Source organism: Flavobacterium sp. LPB0248 (assembly GCF_013388355.1).
Lineage (GTDB): Bacteria > Bacteroidota > Bacteroidia > Flavobacteriales > Flavobacteriaceae > Flavobacterium.
In genome coordinates this window covers 2814368-2832166 of the sequence record NZ_CP058246.1, presented here as the reverse complement: position 1 = coordinate 2832166, position 17799 = coordinate 2814368, and the positions used below count along the sequence as shown (strand labels likewise).

Here is a 17799-nt window from a genome sequence, read left to right as displayed (position 1 = left end):
TCGAAAAATTAAATAATGCGAACATTTGTTATAGGTGACATTCATGGCGGATTACTTGCACTAGAACAAGTATTACAAAGAGCCGAAGTTACTACCGAAGATACTCTAATTTTTTTGGGCGATTATGTTGACGGCTGGAGTCAGTCTGTTGAAGTAATCGACTATTTGATTGATTTAAAAAGCAAACAAAATATCATCTGCATAAGAGGAAACCATGACCAGCTTGCATTGGACTGGTTAGAAGAAAGACACGATGATTTTGACGAAGAAATGTGGTACAAACATGGCGGAAAAGCCACTGTTGAAGGCTACGCTAAAATTTCTGAAGAGAAAAAGAAAACCCATATCGAATTTCTTGAAAATCTTCAGGATTATTATCTTGACGGTCAAAATCGATTATTTGTTCATGCTGGATTCACCAATTTAAACGGTGTAAAATGGGAATATTTTTCAAAGCTATTTTATTGGGACAGAACTCTTTGGGAAACAGCATTATCATTAGACCCAAAATTAAACGTAGACGACATACACTATCCTAAAAGATTTACCGTTTATAAGGAAGTTTATATTGGTCATACTCCAGTTACCCGAATCGGCGAAACGGTTCCTGTAAATAGAGCTTGTGTTTGGAATGTAGATACAGGCGCTGCATTTAGAGGTCCGCTTACGATTTTAGATGTCGATACAAAGGAATACTGGCAAAGTGAACCGTTGAACGAGCTCTATTTTAACGAAAAAGGTAGGAATTAATTTATTTAAAAATTACATTTGCGCCACAATAATTAATATTAAATTTTTATGAAAAAGGTTATTACACTTTTGTTTTTAGTGACATTCGGATTTGTTAATGCTCAAGAAGCTTTCAAAGGAAAGGGAGATATTAAAGTAAACGTAGGAGCTAATTTACAAGATGGTGGTTCTGGAATTCAAGGTTCTGTTGATTTTGGTTTAGGAGAAAATTTCTCTTTTGGTTTTGTTGCTAATTATATCCTAGGATTTGACAATTTTAATGGTTTCTACCACGGTAGTTCTAGTGCTTATTATGATGCTGAGCCAGATTTCTCAGATCGTTTTGATGCAAAAGCAAGAATCAATGCGAACTTATCTAGTGTAATTGGTGTAAAAGAATTGGACGTTTACCCTGGATTAAGCTTAGGTTTACATAATTTTGGAGGTCATGTTGGAGGTCGTTACTTCTTTACTGACGGATTTGGTGTTTTCACAGAAATCGGATTCCCAATTGCAAAATATGGTTCAAACAATGATCCTTTTTATCATTTGAATAATCAAGCTACTTTTAGTTTAGGAGCTTCATTTAATTTATAATACTAGTAAATTAACCGCAAAGTACGCTAAGATTTACGTTAAGTTTGCAAGGTTTTTTCTAATCTCGCAAAGGCGCAGAGAAGCAAAGTATAAAAAAACAAAAAACCGCTCAAATGAGCGGTTTTTTGTTTTTTTGCTATAAAGATTTTATAAAATTATCTTTGCTTCTCTGCGCCTTTGCGAGATTAAAACATTTCATAATAGTTTTGCGTGCCTTGCGTAAATCTTAGCGCACTTTGCGGTTAAAATCTAAATCGACATCTCAGGAATTTCGCCTTCAATGATTAAATCGGCTTCGGTTGAAGCGATGATGTGCTCGACTGAGATGCCTGGTGCTCGTTCTAAGAGCTTAAAACCTTTTTCAGTTACTTCGAGAACCGCAAGCTCCGTTACAACCTTTTTAACGCATCCTACGCCTGTTAATGGCAAAGTGCATCTTTTTAAGATTTTGGACTCTCCTGCTTTGTTTACATGCATCATGGCAACAATGATATTTTCGGCTGAAGCCACCAAATCCATTGCGCCTCCCATTCCTTTTACCATTTTACCTGGAATCTTCCAATTGGCAATATCTCCATTTTCAGAAACTTCCATTGCTCCAAGAATCGTCAAATCTACTTTCTGGCTTCTGATCATTCCAAAACTGAAAGCCGAATCAAAAAAACTTGCACCCGGAAGCGTCGTAATGGTTTGTTTTCCTGCATTGATAACATCTGCATCTTCTTCACCTTCAAAAGGAAAAGGCCCCATTCCGAGAACTCCATTTTCACTTTGAAATTCTACCGCAATATCTTCTCGAACATAATTCGCTACTAAAGTTGGAATCCCAATTCCAAGATTCACGAAATAACGGTCTTTTACCTCTTTTGCAATTCGTTTTGCTATATCTTCTTTACTAAGTGCCATAATTTTTTAATGTGTCAATTTGTGAATTTGCCAATTAGATAATGCTATCTGCATTTTAAATTAATTACCTAATTGGCACATTGTCTAATTATCTCAATTATTAAAATAATTCCAAACTGCTTTTGTGATGTCTGCAATTATTTTTTCTGTGTCTTCTCTTTTCTCTGTAATATCTTTCAAATAAATAGAAAGAATAAAATGTTTTCCGCTTGGAAGCTTTACAATTCCAATGTCGTTCATTGCAACTCTCAAGTTATTATCATTAGTTCCAGAAATTCCCGTTCTGTGTGCTAATTCAGTATTCTCAGGAAGTCCAGCTTTCATCCAAGTAAGACCTCGTGAAGTTTCAACCATTATTTGATAAATATACTTTGTCGTTTCTTCTTTTAAAACTTCACCTTTAAAAAACTTCTCAAGCAATTCTGTTGTTGCTATCGGAGTTGTGGTATTGACATAAAGATTTTTCCACGTCTTCATTTGGTCTTCGTTCATTCTAATAACGAAGTCCCTGATACCTTGATCATTTATAAACTTTTGAATGTACTTTGTACCTCCGACTAAATTGATCAAAATGTCGCATCCGTTATTATCACTATGCGAAACCGTGTAGCGAAGTATTTTATCTAAAGTCAAATTCACATTTCCCTCTGGATAATCTACTTTCATCGGACTCCATGTATCTTCTTTTAAATCTTTCTTTTTTATAAAGATTTCCTGAGCAAGATTAAGTTTTCCTTCATCAACTTTATGCAAAACCGCCAAAGCAATATGAAATTTAAACACACTCATCATCGGCATTTTTAAATGTCCGTTAATGCTTAAAGTGTCGTTATCTTCAATACTTTTAATAGAAATTCCAACTGTTGCATTCTTATTTCCAATAATTTGATTTAGTTCTTTTCGAAGATCAGACGTTGTCTGAGAAAAAGCCTGAAAAGTTAAAAACGAAATTAGCAGTATAGAAAGTTTTGCCATATTTTTTAATGTGTCAATTTGATAATTAGATAATGCCAAAACAATTATCTAATTGCCTCATTTTCTAATTATCTAATTTCTAGCTCTTACAGTTCGTTGTTCAATTCGTTTCTCAAATTTTTCTCCCTGAAAGATACGCTGTACCATGATTCCCGGAATATGAATCTGATTTGGATCTAAAGTCCCAACTGGAACCAATTCTTCTACTTCTGCAATTGTAATTTTCCCAGCTCCAGCCATGCAAGCATTAAAGTTTCTGGCTGTTCCTTTGAAAATCAGATTTCCTGCTTCATCACCTTTCCATGCTTTTACAATGGCAAAATCGGCTTTGAAAGCTTCTTCCATAATATGCATTTTTCCGTTGAATTCACGTGCTTCTTTTCCTTCCGCCACTTCCGTTCCGTAACCTGCCGGAGTAAAGAATGCAGGTATTCCTGCCTGAGCTGCACGACAGCGTTCTGCAAGAGTACCTTGTGGAGTTAATTCAACTTCTAATTCTCCTGAAAGCATCTGACGTTCGAATTCTGCATTTTCTCCCACATAAGAAGAAATCATTTTTTTGATCTGCTTTTTCTGCAGCAATAATCCCAAACCAAAATCATCAACTCCCGCATTATTTGAAATACAGGTTAAATCTGAAATTGAGGTGTTTACCAACGCTGCAATTGTATTTTCAGGAATACCGCATAATCCGAAACCACCGAACATGATAGTCATGCCGTTTTTAATTCCTTCAATAGCATCCTGAACACTATTTACTTTTTTTGTTATCATAACAAACTATCTTTATTGCTGAATATTTTTGATAAAAATAAGATTTTTAGATTAAATTATAACGATTTCGTAAAAATAAAACCAAAAGAAAAATCCCTTTACAAATCTTTTAAAAGAGTAGTAAAGGGATTGACATATAATTAGATAAATTTTATTGCAACACTGTTACAATTCAAACTCGTCAGTATTTTGTTCCGTCTGTGTGGTATCTTTAACGACAGCAGGTCTTTGATAACAATCTACTTTAATAGAAAGGTTTGCTGGACGTTCAAATTCAGATTTTGAAATCTGAAGATCTTTATCGGCGTAACACTTTTTCATGTAATAACCCCAAACTGGTAAAGCTGCTGTTGCTCCTTGTCCGTAAGTCAAACTTTTGAAACGTGCTGAACGATCTTCACATCCAACCCAAACTCCAGTAACTAAGTTCGGAACCATCCCCATGAACCAACCATCAGACTGGTTTTGCGTTGTTCCTGTTTTACCAGCAATTGGGTTTGTAAACATATATGGATATCCTGTCCAACGATTATCTCCGCTTCCACCGCCTTGCGTACGTAAACGTACACCAGAACCACTTTCTGTTACCCCTTGAAGTAATTTGATTACTGCGAAAGCAATATCTTTATTTAAAACGTCGTGAGATTCTGGAATCGGTTCGTAAATAACCTCACCGCTTTTGTTCTCAATTCTGCTTAAAAACTGTGGTTTTACATAAACTCCCTGGTTTGCAAATGTGCTATATGCCGCAACCATATCTTCTACTGTGATGTCTACAGCTCCTAAAGCAATAGATGGCTGAACTGGAATTTCTGTTTTTACTCCTAATTTTTTAGTCAATTCTACAACTGCTTCAGGGCTTGTTCTGTCAATTAATTTAGCCGAAACTGTATTAATAGAAGCCGCTAAAGCTTGTTTTAAAGTCACCATTCCGCGGTATTTGTAATCAGAGTTTCTTGGCTCCCAATCTTCTGTTACGTGGTGACGCCCTTTGTGAATCATAAACGGTCCGTCAAGAATAGAATCACAAGGCGACATATTCAGTTCTTCGATTGCCGTTGCATAAACAAAAGGCTTGAAAGTAGAACCAACCTGTCTTGCTCCTTGCCCAACGTGATCGTATTGGAAATATTTGTAATTGATACCTCCAACCCAAGCTTTAATTGCACCCGTTTGAGGTTCCATTGACATTAAACCAGATTGTAAAAAGTGCTTGTAGTAACGAATAGAATCTAATGGCGTCATTACTGTATCTCTTTCTCCTTTCCAAGTAAAGACACGCATTTTTGTTTTTACTTTGAATGAAGCAATAATATCATCTTCGCTTTTGTCCATTTCTTTCATTTGTGCCCAACGAACAGAATTTTTCATCGCCTGCATCATGATTCTATCTGTCTCAGCTTGAGTAATATTTACGAAAGGAGCATTTTTATTGTTTTTTTGATCAATAAAAAACTGCTGTTGAAGGTTTTGCATGTGTGCTGCAACAGCTTCTTCAGCATAAGTTTGCATTCTAGAATCTATCGTAGTATATATTTTAAGTCCGTCTTTGTAAATATCGTAATCCGATCCGTCTGGTTTTTTATTTTCTGCAACCCATTTCTTCATGTAATCACGAAGATATTCTCTAAAATAAGTCGCTATACCTTCACGGTGGCTTTCTAATTTAAATTTCAAAGTAATTGGCAAAGCTTGAAGTCTTTCTTTCTCTGCTTCCGAAATCATTTTTGCTTTTGCCATTTGAGATAAAACCACGTTACGACGGTTTTTTACTCCTTCTGGATTTCTAACAGGATTGTATAAACCTGAGTTTTTGAACATTCCAACTAAGATAGCCGATTCGTCAACTGTCAAGTCTTTTGGCTCTTTAGAAAAATAAGTCTGTGCCGCAGAACTTACTCCAACAGAATAATTTCCGAAGTCGTAAACATTGCAATACATCGCCAAAATTTCATTCTTGGTATATTGTCTTTCCAGACGAATAGCGATAATCCATTCTTTTATTTTTTGTACAATCCTAAAAGGAAGAAATTTAGATCCTTCTCCATGAAACAACTGTTTTGCAAGCTGTTGTGTTAATGTACTTGCACCTCCGTTTGTTCCCAAACTAAAAACAGCTCTTAAAGTTCCTCGTCCATCAATTCCTGAATGTTCGTAGAAACGTGCATCTTCAGTTGCAACAAGCGCTTCAACCAGATTTTTAGGTAAATCTGAATATTTAAGTTGAGACCTGTTGGTTTTGAAATACTTACCCAACACCACTCCGTCAGAAGAAATAATCTCTGTAGCAAGGTTTGAATCTGGATTTTCTAAATCTTCAAACGAAGGCATAGAGCCAAATAAACCCCATGAGGCAAATAAGAAGAAAGCTAAAACTCCTAATAAAGAGTAAGCAAATACCCTCCAGAATTTCTTCTTGTAATAATTAATATCCTTAGTTTTATTTGATGGATTGTTTTTTTTAGCAGCCATAACTATTTTTCTAATCTTTTTGTTCTATTCTAAAACCAACGTCTGTAATTCCTTGCAAAGCTTCAACTCCAGGAATTTTACCTGATTGTCTAACAGCTTGTTTGATATGAACTTTATATTTTCCTGTAAATTTTACATCTTCTTTGTAAAAGAGTTTGCTTTCTTTTATATCAGAAAACCCATTTCCTAATAAAGTCCCGTCAGGTGCTGCCATTTGATATTCTAACGTATCTACTTTTGTGAAACCACTTGGGGTTTCTAAAGCCACAATCAAAAACAAATTATTAAACGGATAATTGTTGTTATCTCGTATGTTTACAAAGGCATTGTATTTTTTTGTAGAATCTAAAACCGGCAGATCAAAGCTTATAATACTGTCTTTATGCCACGCACTTCCAACAGATTTATACTCATCAAATACTCTTTTTTTATCACAAGAAAAAAGAAGTATTGCTGCCAAGAGAAGAATTCCGCTATTTTTTATTCTCATTTTTAGTATTCGTTATTGGTTTCCTAGGTTCAGCAGGTTTATTTTCATTTGAATTTTGCTTATTCGGATTGTTTTTATTCGAATTATGCTTTTTCTTATGATTTGGCTTGTTTGGATTGTTTGGTTTAGTCCCAGCATTACCATTATTTGCGTTTCCAGCATTGTTCGGATTATTATTTCCTACTGGTTTAGCATTGTTATTCGTGTTTTTCTCCTGCTGTGGTTTCACTGGAGTTGCAACACCAGCCGTTTCCGTACTTTGCTTGCGTTTGCGATTTGTTTTTTTCTTTCTTTTTGGCTGGTCAAAACGAGTCAAACTCTCTTGTCCCATTGCATTATTGAAATCTTTTTCTGGTTCTGCAACTACCTCAACAGCAAAATCTTCTAGAGATGAGACTTTGTTTTTCTGCTTATTTTCAGCAATAATTTCTTTTACCTGATCAATTTTTAAAACATGCCAGTTTGCAAAATTATTAGTGTAAGCAAACCACATTAAACCTTTAAAAATATCTTGTTTTTGACAAACTGCATCACCTTTTTCCGTAATCAATTTAGTGTCGTAATCCGGAAAATCTTTTAATGCGTCCATGTAAGTGTCTAACTCATAGTTTAGACAGCATTTTAATTTACCGCATTGTCCCGCCAATTTCTGCGGATTCAATGATAATTGCTGATAACGAGCTGCTGATGTATTTACACTTCTAAAATCTGTTAACCAAGTCGAACAGCAAAGTTCACGTCCGCAAGAACCAACTCCACCTAAACGAGCCGCTTCCTGGCGGAAACCAACTTGTTTCATCTCTACTCTAGTACTGAATTCTTTGGCAAAATCTTTAATCAGCATTCTAAAATCGACACGATCATTTGCTGTGTAGTAAAAAGTCGCTTTAGAACCGTCTCCTTGAAATTCGATATCCGAAATTTTCATTTCCAGTTTATGCTGAATCGCCAATTCACGAGCACGAACTTTCATTGGTTCTTCACGATCACGCGCTACAGACCAGATATCAATATCTTTTTGAGATGCTTTTCTATAAATTTTTGGAACATCATTACTTTCGTAATTCACTCCTTTTTTCTTCATTTGAATCTTTACCAATTCTCCTGTAAGAGTCACAATTCCAATATCATGTCCTGGCGAAGCAACAGTTGCTACAATGTCGCCAATACTTAAAGTTAATCTCTCCGAATTTCTAAAAAATTCCTTGCGTCCGTTTTTAAAACGAACCTCAACACAATCAAAAATCGCCTCTCCGTTAGAAGGACTCATGTTCGAAAGCCAGTCAAAAACCGTCAATTTATTGCAGCTATCGGTGCCGCAAGTCCCATTATTTTTACAACCTTTTGGTGCGCCACCGTCTGAGGTTGAACAACTTGTACATGCCATAATTATATATGTAGTGCTGCCAGAATGCAGCTTAAGTTCATAAACGTTTGATCGGTAAAGATAGTATTTTTTTTATTTTGCTTTTTATGCATAAAAACTAAAGGCCTGTTAAATTAAAAAACCGGTTTTTTTGTACGCAATTTTTTACCAAATTACTCCACTTCTCTTCTTATTTTTGAAATATTCTCCAAAAAAAACTTATTCTGTAAGTTTTATGACCTAAAATGGTAATTCAACTTTTTATCCTGAAATATATTTAGCATTTTTATGTTTTATCTTACAACATAGTTTGAAAAAGCCCAATTTTAGGCACTTTCAAATCTTAATCTTTCATTTTAAAATTCATCACAATGCAAACACAAAACCAGATTGAAAATTTCCTTTTTCAGGGAAAATTTGACGAGGCCAGAGAATGCCTAAATAACGGAGAAAAATTTAACGAACAATATCTAAAAAACAATTTTTCGCAGATTGCTGGTAAAATCATTGATGCCAAAGAAATTGATTTTATAGAAAAATTAATAAAAGCCGGATTTATTGAAACCGATATTTACGAATTGGACAGTTTTGATCAATCTATTTTCAAACCTTTGAGTTTATATTTAAAAAATGATGAAGAGTCAATTGCTTTTTTCAAGGAATTGATGTCGAAAATGGATAACATTAACGATGAAATAAGTGACAAAACCCTTCTTGGCTATTTTCTTGAAAAAGGTGTTTCGCCAAAAATAGTTCAAGTTTTAGTTGATGATTTTGGGGCTAACACTCAGTATAAGAACAATGCAGACGAAAATTTTATTCATGCTGTTTTGAATGTTTATGGACTAGATCCTGAAAAAGTGAAAGAGTACATAACCATTTTAACAAATAACGGAGTTGACATTAACGAAAAAAATATCGTGGGAACTACTCCACTTTTATGTGCCGTAAAAAGAAACAGAAAAGAACTAATCCCTTTTTTACTAGAAAACGGAGCAGATCCAAACGAAACTGACAACCTCAACAATACAGCTTTTTATTATGCTGTTGCTGAGCAGCTTTCATTTGATATGTACGATGCTTTAACTTCAATTTCTTCTCCTAATTTTAATATTGTAAATAAAGACGGCCGAACTCTATTTACTAGTTTTATCAGTTCTGCTTCGGGTTCTGCAAGTGATATCTCATTCATAGAAAGATTATTGTCTGATGGTGCCGATGTAAATTTCTGCGCACAATATTACGGACAGCCTAAATCGGGAATTGATTTTATTGTCGAAAAGAAATCGGATATCTTAAAATCTGTTTTAGAAAATGTTTCTTTAGATGTAAATGAACAAGACAATCAAGGAAACACCATTTTGCATAAAGTATGCGCTTATAATGTCAATTATGATGCAGAAATGGCAAAAGAAACCTATAGAAAAGTAAAACTGTTATTAGATCAAGGTGCAGATATTTCTATTACAAACGACAAAGACGAAACTGCTTTAATGCTTGCTTCTGGAGATAACCTCAAAATTAAAACCGTTGAACTTTTAATGAAACAATAAAACGATCATTTACTTAAAACTACTCAAAGATGTCAATGTCATTCATAGTTGCCTGTGAAAATGGGAACCGAAAAATAGCCGAATTGCTGCTTCAAAACAAAGAAGTAGATCCAAAATATACCGATGAAAAAGGGAGAACTGCGATTCATTATGCCGCGCACCGCGGTTATCTTGATATTGTAAAAATTCTACACGAAGAAGGTGCCGATATTAACTACGAAGATCATCAGGGAGAAACGCCTTTGTACTTTGCCTGTCTTCAAAAACAGAAACAAACCGCACTTTATCTTTTAGAAAATGGAGCAGAAATCACAAAGAATGATAAATACGGAAATAGTCTCCTACATTTAGTCGTTCAAACGGCTCAAATTGAAATCGCAACAAAGTTGCTTCAAGCAGGAACCGATGTTAATCTGCTGAATAACAACGGAGAAACCCCTTTAATATTAGCTTCAACAAAATTAAACAGAGAAATTATCCAACTGCTTTTAGACAATGGAGCCGATATTAACGTAACCGATAAACAGGGAAATACGCCACTTATTTATGCTTGTTATACCAAATCGATTCCGATGGTGACTTTGCTTCTGGACAATGGCGCTGATATAAACCACACTAATCATTCTGGTGAAAATGCACTGTTAATTGCTTGTTACGAAACCAACAGAATGTTAGCTAAATTATTGATTGAAAGAGGTTCTGATGTATTTACTTCAAGTAACAATGGATATTCTCCGATTTGGTACGCTTGCGCGAATAATCAAAAAGAGATTGTGGCCTTGTTTTTAGAAAACGGAGTTGATGTGAACTATAGCAAGCCTGTTGCCAACGATACTTCATCGATGAATGATTATTTGGATTGGATTGTAAGCGCAACAAATATCTCAAACGAATCTACTTTTACCCTTAACGATTCTTATACTTATGGCGGCGAAAGCCTATTGCATGTAGCTACCAAAAAAGGAAACCTTAGCATGGTGAAACTGCTTATCGAAGCTGGAGCAAACATTAACATTCAAGACGAATCTGGAAATACGCCTTTGCATTACAGTGCCGCTAACGGAAAGAAAGATGTTGTAAAATATTTATTAGATAACAAAGCCGATGCTTCAATCGTAAACGTAAAAGAACAAAAAGCAATTGATTACTCGAATGTAAAAGGTTTTAATGAAATTACAGAACTGATTCTGAAATATGCTCCGTCTGGAACGGTTGTAACCTCAATAAATGTTCCGCAAGAAGCACCAAAAACTGAAGCTTCAAATTCGATGGAAGCCAAGAAAAAAGCATTATTAGATTTAAAAGAACTTCTAGATGCCGGAATCTTGACTTCGGAAGAATTTGATGTTGAGAAAAGTAAAATTTTAAAAGGATAAATAATAAATAAACCCACAATGAAAAAAATCTTAAATACCACAACTCTATTTTTAGTATTAATCGCTACAGCTATTGTTTCTAGTTCTTGCACCAACCTCTCTCCAGAAAAAACCTTTGAAATTGCCGCTTTAAATTCGAATTTGTTATCTCGTTTTGGAAGTAAGGAAATTAATGAAAAGCTTCAATCTGAGCCTCAGGTTTATGATGAAACGCAAAAGAAAATGATTCCGTCTACTTATCAAGATTCTTTTAAATACGATATAACTAATTTAGAAGCTAGATTAAAAACGATTCAGGACATACCGGAAGATGAAGACAATAGAGAACTTCTTCAGGCCTCAAAAGACTTGTTTTCTTATGCAATTGCGAAACAGAAGGAAGGTTATGTACCAATCGCAAAATTGAAAGACGAAAAGGCTTCACCAGAACAAATTGAAAAAGCAATTGCTGATTTTGATGCTTCAACTCAAAGCGAAATAGATGCAAGATTTACCAAATTGATGAATGTGGCACAAACTTATGTTGACAAGCATAATATAAATGCTAAAATAGGCATCTGAAATCACACATCTTGATCAATGATTTAAAAAAGGAATAAAAAGAATGGCAAAGAAAAAGAAAACGCTTCCGAAAAATTTTAAAGAATTAATTGAAAAGAAAGACGTTGAGGCTTTAAAAGCTGTATTTGATACCTGCGAATTGGAGGCAAGAGGCGGTTACGGAAAAACAACAGCGTTAAGCTTTTGGGGTATTCCCGATGAGCTTATAATTTGGCTAGTAAAAAATGGCGCAGATTTGGAAGCTGTTGATACTTATAACCGTACCGCATTGCATCAAAACGCAATGATACGAACTGGTAAGATTTCAACTTTATTAGAACTCGGTGCCAACATACATGCAAGAGACAATTATAAAGATACTCCTTTACATTTTGCATGTGGAAGCGGCTTTAATGTAGATGCTGTCAAAAAATTGATAGAATATGGGGCAGACACCAATGCATTGAATACCTATAAACAGACTCCTTTGGAACGTGCTTTGGTTAGAGCAAATAACATTGATCTTAAAAATTTGGCCGAAATATCAAAAATACTTTTAAAAACTGATATCGAAATAACGCAAGCTATGAAAGATGCTGTTATTCGAAAGGGAGAAGATTTTGAATTTCACAGAGAAAATTTCAACAAAGATTATTTAGAAGAGACAGATAATGCATTAAACCAACTTTATGAGATGTTTGATGTTCCACCAGTAAAAAGACGTATTCTACACGACGGTGTGTCTCCCATTTCTGTAACGGACACAACCTGGGAAAAACAATTCGAAGAACTATGGGATCTCTTAATACCGTCAAAGGGCAGTTCAAAAACCGTACAAGGGGAAGTCGTGCGCATTTCAGGAAAAGTAAGAGATGAAATATATAGAAATGGCGGTGGAAATTGGGATATCAATTTTAAAAAAATGCTAGATGCCTTTTTTATCCATTTGTCCTCAAATAATTCATTGTCTGATGACGAACTTGAAAAAGCAGCTTTAATTATAAAAGATGTTCGTAAAAATGGAGATGGAGAAATCGACGAACTTAATTTTTTATGCGAACTCGCTACTAAATGGGTTCTTGCAAATACAACACCCATTTTACTAAGCGAGCCTAATTACAAAAGATAAAGCTAAAAGTACTACACAAAAGGATTCGTGCGGTAACAGGAAGAATAAATAAGATTTGCTAACTGGAACGGGCACGGGTTTCAAATCCGCGCTATCGGGTTCGCGCAGTAGCGACGACTACACAAAATAGAGTCATTTTTTTATTTCAAAAGAATTAAAATTTGTTAAGTTTACTCGTACCAAAATTTTGAGATTTAAACTAACCCAAAACAAACCGCTACAAATGAACACCGAAGTTTTACCAAACCAACCAAAAGAGGAGACAAATTATTTTTACCATTTTAACTTTTCAAAGTTTAAGGTGATCGTATTCCCTCTTGCCATTATTGCCTTCCTTCTTATTATAAAACAATTTATCATCAATAATTTTTCCGTTTCTAGTGTTGGAGGATCTGGATTATCAGGTATGCTAATCCCTTTTCGAGGGCCTCAAAACCTACCTCTGTGGGCAAATATTTTGAACACAATAATTAATGCCCTAATTATAATAATAGCTCTTGGCTGGGAAGCGGTTAATGAAAAGAAATTCGATAAACTAAAATATCTCCTTTTGCTATGCCTGCCAGTAATACTATCAGACATAATCTTTACTTTTTCAGATCTTCGCGAATCTTATGCTAATAGTCCCTTTTTTATACTTTATTTTGCTTTAGGTTATTTGCAACCATATGCCTTATATGGTCTCTTAAGAGGAAAAATACTTTATAGGAAAGAAATCAACTTTTTAGGCTATCTAATAGGAATGTTTACTTCTATAAGCATCGAGGCTTTATATCAAAAAACAGTTTCTGTATTAACTTTTAGCGATTTTTACGGCTCTGCTTCGCCTTATGAAGTAGTGTTTTTTAGATTATTTTCGATATTGACTTTTTTCTATTTTATATTTCTATTAGATGCTGGATTTTCTTTTAGGAATTTTATAAAAATGCCTACAGCTACTTTTCTTAGCTATAAAAAATTCACGATACATTTTTCTCTATTGTTTACTTCGTTCCTTGCTGTTCATTTGGTTTTTACAGAACAGTTTTCAGTCAATTGGTTCAATTCTTCAGGTCCAAATATTTCAGGAATTTACAACAATATCTATACTGTTATTCGTGTCATTTTTCAAATTACATTTGTCTATTTATTATTCTCCCAACTATTGCTTTCGCAATTAGCTGCTTTACGCAGAAGACCTTTTTGGATTTACCTGTTGAGTTTTATACCTGTAATTAACTTAATTCCTTTTCTATTCTTTTTCCGCAAAAACACTCCTTTAACGAATGAAGAATATTTGGAAATCGAAGAAGATGAAAATCAAAGGAAATCATACTTTCAAGTATTTCTTTTGTTATTACTGAGTGCCTATGCCATTTACAAATTTATAAGGCTTGAATTAAACCGTCAGGACTTAATTTATTTAAGTGGGTTAGTTGTCTTGTTGTATGTTTTTATAATATACTTTAGAAAAGGTGTCTGGATAGGTTTTGCACTATTAGCTATGGGATTCTTATTCTTTTTATTTCAAGATCGCCCTAACGGTTTCTATTATTTCTGCATTCTCGCTTATGCCGCAATTGGAATATATAATCTTCATATTGCTATATTTTGGGAAGCTCCAGAATGTACTGAAATTGATGAGAATATCGAAACAGTAAAAATTGAAGAAGCATAAACAACAGCACATTAATACAATTGCCACAACTTATTTAACCAAAAAGAGCCGCACATTTGCGGCTCTTTTTGATGTGATTAAAATATTCCTAAGTCTCTTTAACCGTAATAATCTTTACTGGACAAGCTTTCGCAGCCAATTCACAGCTTTCCACAATAGCATGATTAGGAGATTTTAAAGTAAAAAATCCTTTTGCATTCTGCGAATGAATCAAAACCGACTTTCCGTCTTTTTTTGACATTTGAAAATGAATCGGATCCATCTCAACACAGTAATTACAGCCAATGCACTTATCCCTTTGTAATGTTACTATAACCATTACGCCTCAACAATTTTATATAATTTGTCCGACATTCTGATTCTGAATGGCAATTTGAAACTACAATCGTCTCCTTTTGTGGCTTTTTCGCCAGCGATATCATTTACAAACATTTCATCGATAATCATTTCTTGAGCGCCTGTGCTTGGCCCAGTAACTAAAATTTTGTCACCTATTTTAATGTCGTAAGCTTCAATCTTAAATTGCCCTACTTCTGCTTTCGGAAAATAATGTGTTCCTTTTCCCACATAAACTTTCTTCTGAGTCGCTGCAGATCCTGGAATATCACTCCATTCGCCTAATTCCTGACCTAGATAATATCCAGACCAGAATCCGCGATTGTAAACCGTTTCCAAGGCTTTCATCCATTCTGCAGTTTTTTCTTTGGAAAAAGTACCTTCATAGTAAGCATCAATTGCTTCACGATAGGTTTTGGTTACCGTTGCCACATATTCTGGCGCACGGCCACGTCCTTCGATTTTTAAAACTTTGATTCCCGAATCGATAACTTGATCTAAAAAATCCAGTGTACATAAATCTTTTGGTGACATCATGTATTCATTATCCAATTCGATTTCGAAGCCTGTTTCCTGATCGATTACGGTATACTTTTTTCGGCAGTTTTGTTTGCATGCGCCACGATTTGCAGATGAATTATGCGAATGTAAACTCAAATAACATTTCCCCGAAACCGCCATGCATAAAGCACCATGTCCGAAAATTTCGATTTCGACTAAATTCCCATTTGGTCCTTTTATCTGCTCTTTCTCAATTTGGTCTGTGATGTTTTTTACTTGACGTAAACTCAATTCACGACTTAAAACCATTGTATCGGCAAATAGGCTATAAAATTTAATGGTTTCAATATTCGTTACATTCAATTGGGTCGAAATATGAACTTCCATTCCAATTGATCTTGCCATCGCAATTACCGCTTGATCTGATGCAATTACAGCTGTAATGTTTGCCTCTTTGGCTTTTGTCAATAATGTTTTTACGACAGATAGATCATGATCGTAAATAATGGTATTTAAAGTCAAATAGCTTCGAACGTTTTTCGCTTCGCATCGATTGGCAATTTCTTTTAAATCGTCAATTGTAAAATTTACCGTTGAACGCGCACGCATATTAAGCTGTTCAACTCCAAAATATACTGAATCACAGCCATTATCTAAAGCAGCCTGAAGCGACTCAAAATCTCCAGCTGGAGACATAAGTTCAATTGTATTGTTAATTGTCATTTTCGATTTATTATTCAAATGACAAAATTAATGTGGGTATAGATTAGATTTCTATGATATATATCATAGTCTATATCTTAAAAATTATTCGCAGTATATTATTAAAAAAGCCCACGATTGAAACCATGGGCTTTGTTCTATATTATCAAAATTTAACGTAAATGCCGTAACACTCTTATTAAATTCAATCTAAAATCTTATATACTTTATCAGACAATCTAATTCTGAAAGGAACCTCAAAAGTAACCTTATCACCAACTTTCGCAGATTGAGTTTCTGCGCCATTAACAATGATTTTATCTAAAATCAATTCTTGATCTCCAGTTGTTGGACCAGAAATAAGGATTTTATCACCGCTATTTAATTCGTGATTTTCTATAGTGAATTGTCCAACTTGTGCTTTTACATAATAATGTTCTGCTTTTCCTAGAAGTACTTTTTTTACTTTTATTTTCTGACGGATATCTGCTGGCTTTTGAGCTGTTGCCAAAGCAGTCTCTGGTAATTCTCCTGAATGTTTGAATTTCAAGTTTTCAGATTTACCTTTTCTGAAAACCTTATTTCCAACTTGTTTTCCAGTTCTCAAACGAACCTGGTCAACTAAAGGCATGTGGATGATTTCTAAACATTCTGTAGAACAGCAGTTTTCCATTGCTGCTTTACAATCATCACACTGAATAAACAATAAATGACAGCCGTCATTTTCGCAATTCGTGTGGTTATCACAAGGTTTTCCACATTGGTGGCATTGCGAGATAATATCATCCGTAATTCTTTCGCCCAGACGATTATCAAATACAAAGTTTTTACCAATGAACTTACTTTCTAAACCTTCTTCTTTCAGTTGTTTAGCGTAATTAATAATTCCACCTTCTAACTGATACACGTTTTTGAAGCCTTGGTGTTTGAAATAAGCACTTGCTTTTTCACAACGAATACCTCCAGTACAATACATTACCAGATTTTTATCGTCTTTGTGATCTTTAAGCTGATCGTTGATAATTGGCAAACTTTCTCTAAATGTCTCAACATCTGGAGTAATCGCATTCTTAAAATGTCCCACTTCACTTTCGTAATGATTTCTAAAATCAACTACAATTGTATTTGGATCGTCAAGGATTTCGTTGAATTCTTTGGCTTTCAAGTGAACGCCTATATTGGTTACATCAAAAGTATCATCGTTTAATCCATCGGCAACGATTTTGTGACGAACTTTGATTGTTAATTTTAAAAACGAGTGATCATCATGCTCTACAGCTTCATTCAAACGAATGCCTTTCATGAAATCATAAGCTTCAAGAGTTGTTCTAAAAGCTTCCAAATTTTCTTCAGGAATACTCATTTGAGCATTTATTCCTTCATTGGCAACATAAATTCGGCCTAATGCATCTAGAGCATTCCAGGCTACGAATAAGTCATTACGAAATTTTTGTGGATCTTGAATTTTGGCATACGCATAGAAAGACAACGTTAGTCGTTGTTTACCTGCATCATCGATCATGATGGCTCTTTCTTCTGCGCTCAAAGTGTTATACAGTTGCATGCTATAAACAGTTTTAAGTTAAGAATATATGTTTTTTTAGATTTTTCTCTAAATCTGCGGCAAATTTAGGGTTTATTTTGAGATTAAAAATGATCTTCCCTTAATTATCTGATTTTTTTAACATCAAAAAAG

At 34.5% G+C, this 17799-nt stretch carries 16 protein-coding genes; 7 read left to right on the top strand and 9 right to left on the bottom strand.

The genetic code is table 11. The annotated features are described in order from the left end of the window. The first annotated feature begins 15 nt into the window (after positions 1 to 15). Both LPB248_RS11800 and LPB248_RS11795 read left to right on the top strand, forming a co-directional pair. Positions 16 to 750 (top strand): metallophosphoesterase family protein, encoded by a 735-nt coding sequence (locus LPB248_RS11800; RefSeq protein ID WP_177211616.1) that lies wholly within the window; start codon positions 16 to 18, stop codon positions 748 to 750. Positions 751 to 798: 48 nt separating this feature from the next. Then, the gene (locus tag LPB248_RS11795) at positions 799 to 1326 is read left to right on the top strand and encodes a DUF6646 family protein (RefSeq protein WP_177211615.1); all 528 of its coding nucleotides are present in this window, start codon (positions 799 to 801) and stop codon (positions 1324 to 1326) included. A gap of 249 nt (positions 1327 to 1575) precedes the next feature. Here LPB248_RS11795 and LPB248_RS11790 read toward each other — a convergent pair whose 3' ends face one another. The 6 genes from LPB248_RS11790 to LPB248_RS11765 form a co-directional block, all read right to left on the bottom strand. After that, entirely contained in the window at positions 1576 to 2232 is a 657-nt protein-coding gene (locus tag LPB248_RS11790; protein WP_177211614.1) for a 3-oxoacid CoA-transferase subunit B, read from the bottom strand. Positions 2233 to 2325: 93 nt separating this feature from the next. Next, positions 2326 to 3207: a class A beta-lactamase, subclass A2 gene (gene bla / locus LPB248_RS11785; RefSeq protein WP_177211613.1), complete on the bottom strand. Its 882-nt coding sequence runs from the start codon at positions 3205 to 3207 to the stop codon at positions 2326 to 2328. A gap of 72 nt (positions 3208 to 3279) precedes the next feature. Continuing rightward, positions 3280 to 3981 carry a CoA transferase subunit A gene (locus tag LPB248_RS11780; protein WP_177211612.1) on the bottom strand — a complete coding sequence of 234 codons (702 nt, stop codon included), beginning with the start codon at positions 3979 to 3981 and terminating at the stop codon, positions 3280 to 3282. Between the two features lie 165 nt (positions 3982 to 4146). Beyond that, positions 4147 to 6453 carry a penicillin-binding protein 1A gene (locus LPB248_RS11775; protein ID WP_177211611.1) on the bottom strand — a complete coding sequence of 769 codons (2307 nt, stop codon included), beginning with the start codon at positions 6451 to 6453 and terminating at the stop codon, positions 4147 to 4149. Between the two features lie 10 nt (positions 6454 to 6463). After that, the gene (locus tag LPB248_RS11770; RefSeq protein WP_111377678.1) at positions 6464 to 6943 is read right to left on the bottom strand and encodes a gliding motility lipoprotein GldH; all 480 of its coding nucleotides are present in this window, start codon (positions 6941 to 6943) and stop codon (positions 6464 to 6466) included. Then, entirely contained in the window at positions 6927 to 8330 is a 1404-nt protein-coding gene (locus LPB248_RS11765) for a stage 0 sporulation family protein (protein ID WP_177211610.1), read from the bottom strand. The genes LPB248_RS11770 and LPB248_RS11765 overlap by 17 nt, the downstream gene beginning before the upstream one ends. Before the next feature lie 350 nt (positions 8331 to 8680). Here LPB248_RS11765 and LPB248_RS11760 point away from each other — a divergent pair, with 350 nt between their 5' ends. The 5 genes from LPB248_RS11760 (at position 8681) to LPB248_RS11740 (ending at position 14564) form a co-directional block, all read left to right on the top strand. Then, positions 8681 to 9862, top strand: coding sequence for an ankyrin repeat domain-containing protein (locus LPB248_RS11760; protein WP_177211609.1), 1182 nt, complete (start codon positions 8681 to 8683; stop codon positions 9860 to 9862). Positions 9863 to 9897: 35 nt separating this feature from the next. Continuing rightward, a complete protein-coding gene (locus LPB248_RS11755) occupies positions 9898 to 11238 on the top strand; it encodes an ankyrin repeat domain-containing protein (RefSeq protein WP_255462933.1) in 1341 nt (446 codons plus the stop codon). 18 nt (positions 11239 to 11256) lie between these two features. Beyond that, a complete protein-coding gene (locus LPB248_RS11750) occupies positions 11257 to 11799 on the top strand; it encodes a hypothetical protein (RefSeq protein WP_177211607.1) in 543 nt (180 codons plus the stop codon). A 43-nt stretch (positions 11800 to 11842) separates the two neighbouring features. After that, on the top strand, positions 11843 to 12907 hold the full coding sequence (locus LPB248_RS11745; protein ID WP_177211606.1) for an ankyrin repeat domain-containing protein: 1065 nt from the start codon (positions 11843 to 11845) through the stop codon (positions 12905 to 12907). A 223-nt stretch (positions 12908 to 13130) separates the two neighbouring features. Continuing rightward, entirely contained in the window at positions 13131 to 14564 is a 1434-nt protein-coding gene (locus LPB248_RS11740; RefSeq protein WP_177211605.1) for a hypothetical protein, read from the top strand. Positions 14565 to 14652: 88 nt separating this feature from the next. Here the strand turns inward: LPB248_RS11740 and LPB248_RS11735 are convergent, their stop codons facing one another. The 3 genes from LPB248_RS11735 to LPB248_RS11725 form a co-directional block, all read right to left on the bottom strand. Beyond that, entirely contained in the window at positions 14653 to 14883 is a 231-nt protein-coding gene (locus tag LPB248_RS11735) for a ferredoxin (protein WP_177211604.1), read from the bottom strand. Continuing rightward, positions 14883 to 16124 (bottom strand): peptidase U32 family protein, encoded by a 1242-nt coding sequence (locus LPB248_RS11730; protein ID WP_177211603.1) that lies wholly within the window; start codon positions 16122 to 16124, stop codon positions 14883 to 14885. The genes LPB248_RS11735 and LPB248_RS11730 overlap by 1 nt, the downstream gene beginning before the upstream one ends. Positions 16125 to 16308: 184 nt before the next feature. Further along, positions 16309 to 17667: a rhodanese-related sulfurtransferase gene (locus LPB248_RS11725; protein ID WP_177211602.1), complete on the bottom strand. Its 1359-nt coding sequence runs from the start codon at positions 17665 to 17667 to the stop codon at positions 16309 to 16311. Positions 17668 to 17799 lie beyond the last annotated feature (132 nt).

What these genes read in the sequence shown, in the direction of transcription:
- LPB248_RS11740 (WP_177211605.1), top strand. Translation starts at nt 13,131, where the DNA reads ATGAACACCGAAGTTTTACCAAACCAACCAAAAGAGGAGACAAATTAT.
- LPB248_RS11745 (WP_177211606.1), top strand. Translation starts at nt 11,843, where the DNA reads ATGGCAAAGAAAAAGAAAACGCTTCCGAAAAATTTTAAAGAATTAATT.
- LPB248_RS11760 (WP_177211609.1), top strand. Translation starts at nt 8,681, where the DNA reads ATGCAAACACAAAACCAGATTGAAAATTTCCTTTTTCAGGGAAAATTT.
- LPB248_RS11770 (WP_111377678.1), bottom strand. Translation starts at nt 6,943, where the DNA reads ATGAGAATAAAAAATAGCGGAATTCTTCTCTTGGCAGCAATACTTCTT.
- LPB248_RS11780 (WP_177211612.1), bottom strand. Translation starts at nt 3,981, where the DNA reads ATGATAACAAAAAAAGTAAATAGTGTTCAGGATGCTATTGAAGGAATT.
- LPB248_RS11765 (WP_177211610.1), bottom strand. Translation starts at nt 8,330, where the DNA reads ATGGCATGTACAAGTTGTTCAACCTCAGACGGTGGCGCACCAAAAGGT.
- LPB248_RS11755 (WP_255462933.1), top strand. Translation starts at nt 9,898, where the DNA reads ATGTCATTCATAGTTGCCTGTGAAAATGGGAACCGAAAAATAGCCGAA.
- LPB248_RS11750 (WP_177211607.1), top strand. Translation starts at nt 11,257, where the DNA reads ATGAAAAAAATCTTAAATACCACAACTCTATTTTTAGTATTAATCGCT.
- LPB248_RS11735 (WP_177211604.1), bottom strand. Translation starts at nt 14,883, where the DNA reads ATGGTTATAGTAACATTACAAAGGGATAAGTGCATTGGCTGTAATTAC.
- LPB248_RS11775 (WP_177211611.1), bottom strand. Translation starts at nt 6,453, where the DNA reads ATGGCTGCTAAAAAAAACAATCCATCAAATAAAACTAAGGATATTAAT.
- LPB248_RS11795 (WP_177211615.1), top strand. Translation starts at nt 799, where the DNA reads ATGAAAAAGGTTATTACACTTTTGTTTTTAGTGACATTCGGATTTGTT.
- LPB248_RS11725 (WP_177211602.1), bottom strand. Translation starts at nt 17,667, where the DNA reads ATGCAACTGTATAACACTTTGAGCGCAGAAGAAAGAGCCATCATGATC.
- LPB248_RS11790 (WP_177211614.1), bottom strand. Translation starts at nt 2,232, where the DNA reads ATGGCACTTAGTAAAGAAGATATAGCAAAACGAATTGCAAAAGAGGTA.
- LPB248_RS11800 (WP_177211616.1), top strand. Translation starts at nt 16, where the DNA reads ATGCGAACATTTGTTATAGGTGACATTCATGGCGGATTACTTGCACTA.
- bla (WP_177211613.1), bottom strand. Translation starts at nt 3,207, where the DNA reads ATGGCAAAACTTTCTATACTGCTAATTTCGTTTTTAACTTTTCAGGCT.
- LPB248_RS11730 (WP_177211603.1), bottom strand. Translation starts at nt 16,124, where the DNA reads ATGACAATTAACAATACAATTGAACTTATGTCTCCAGCTGGAGATTTT.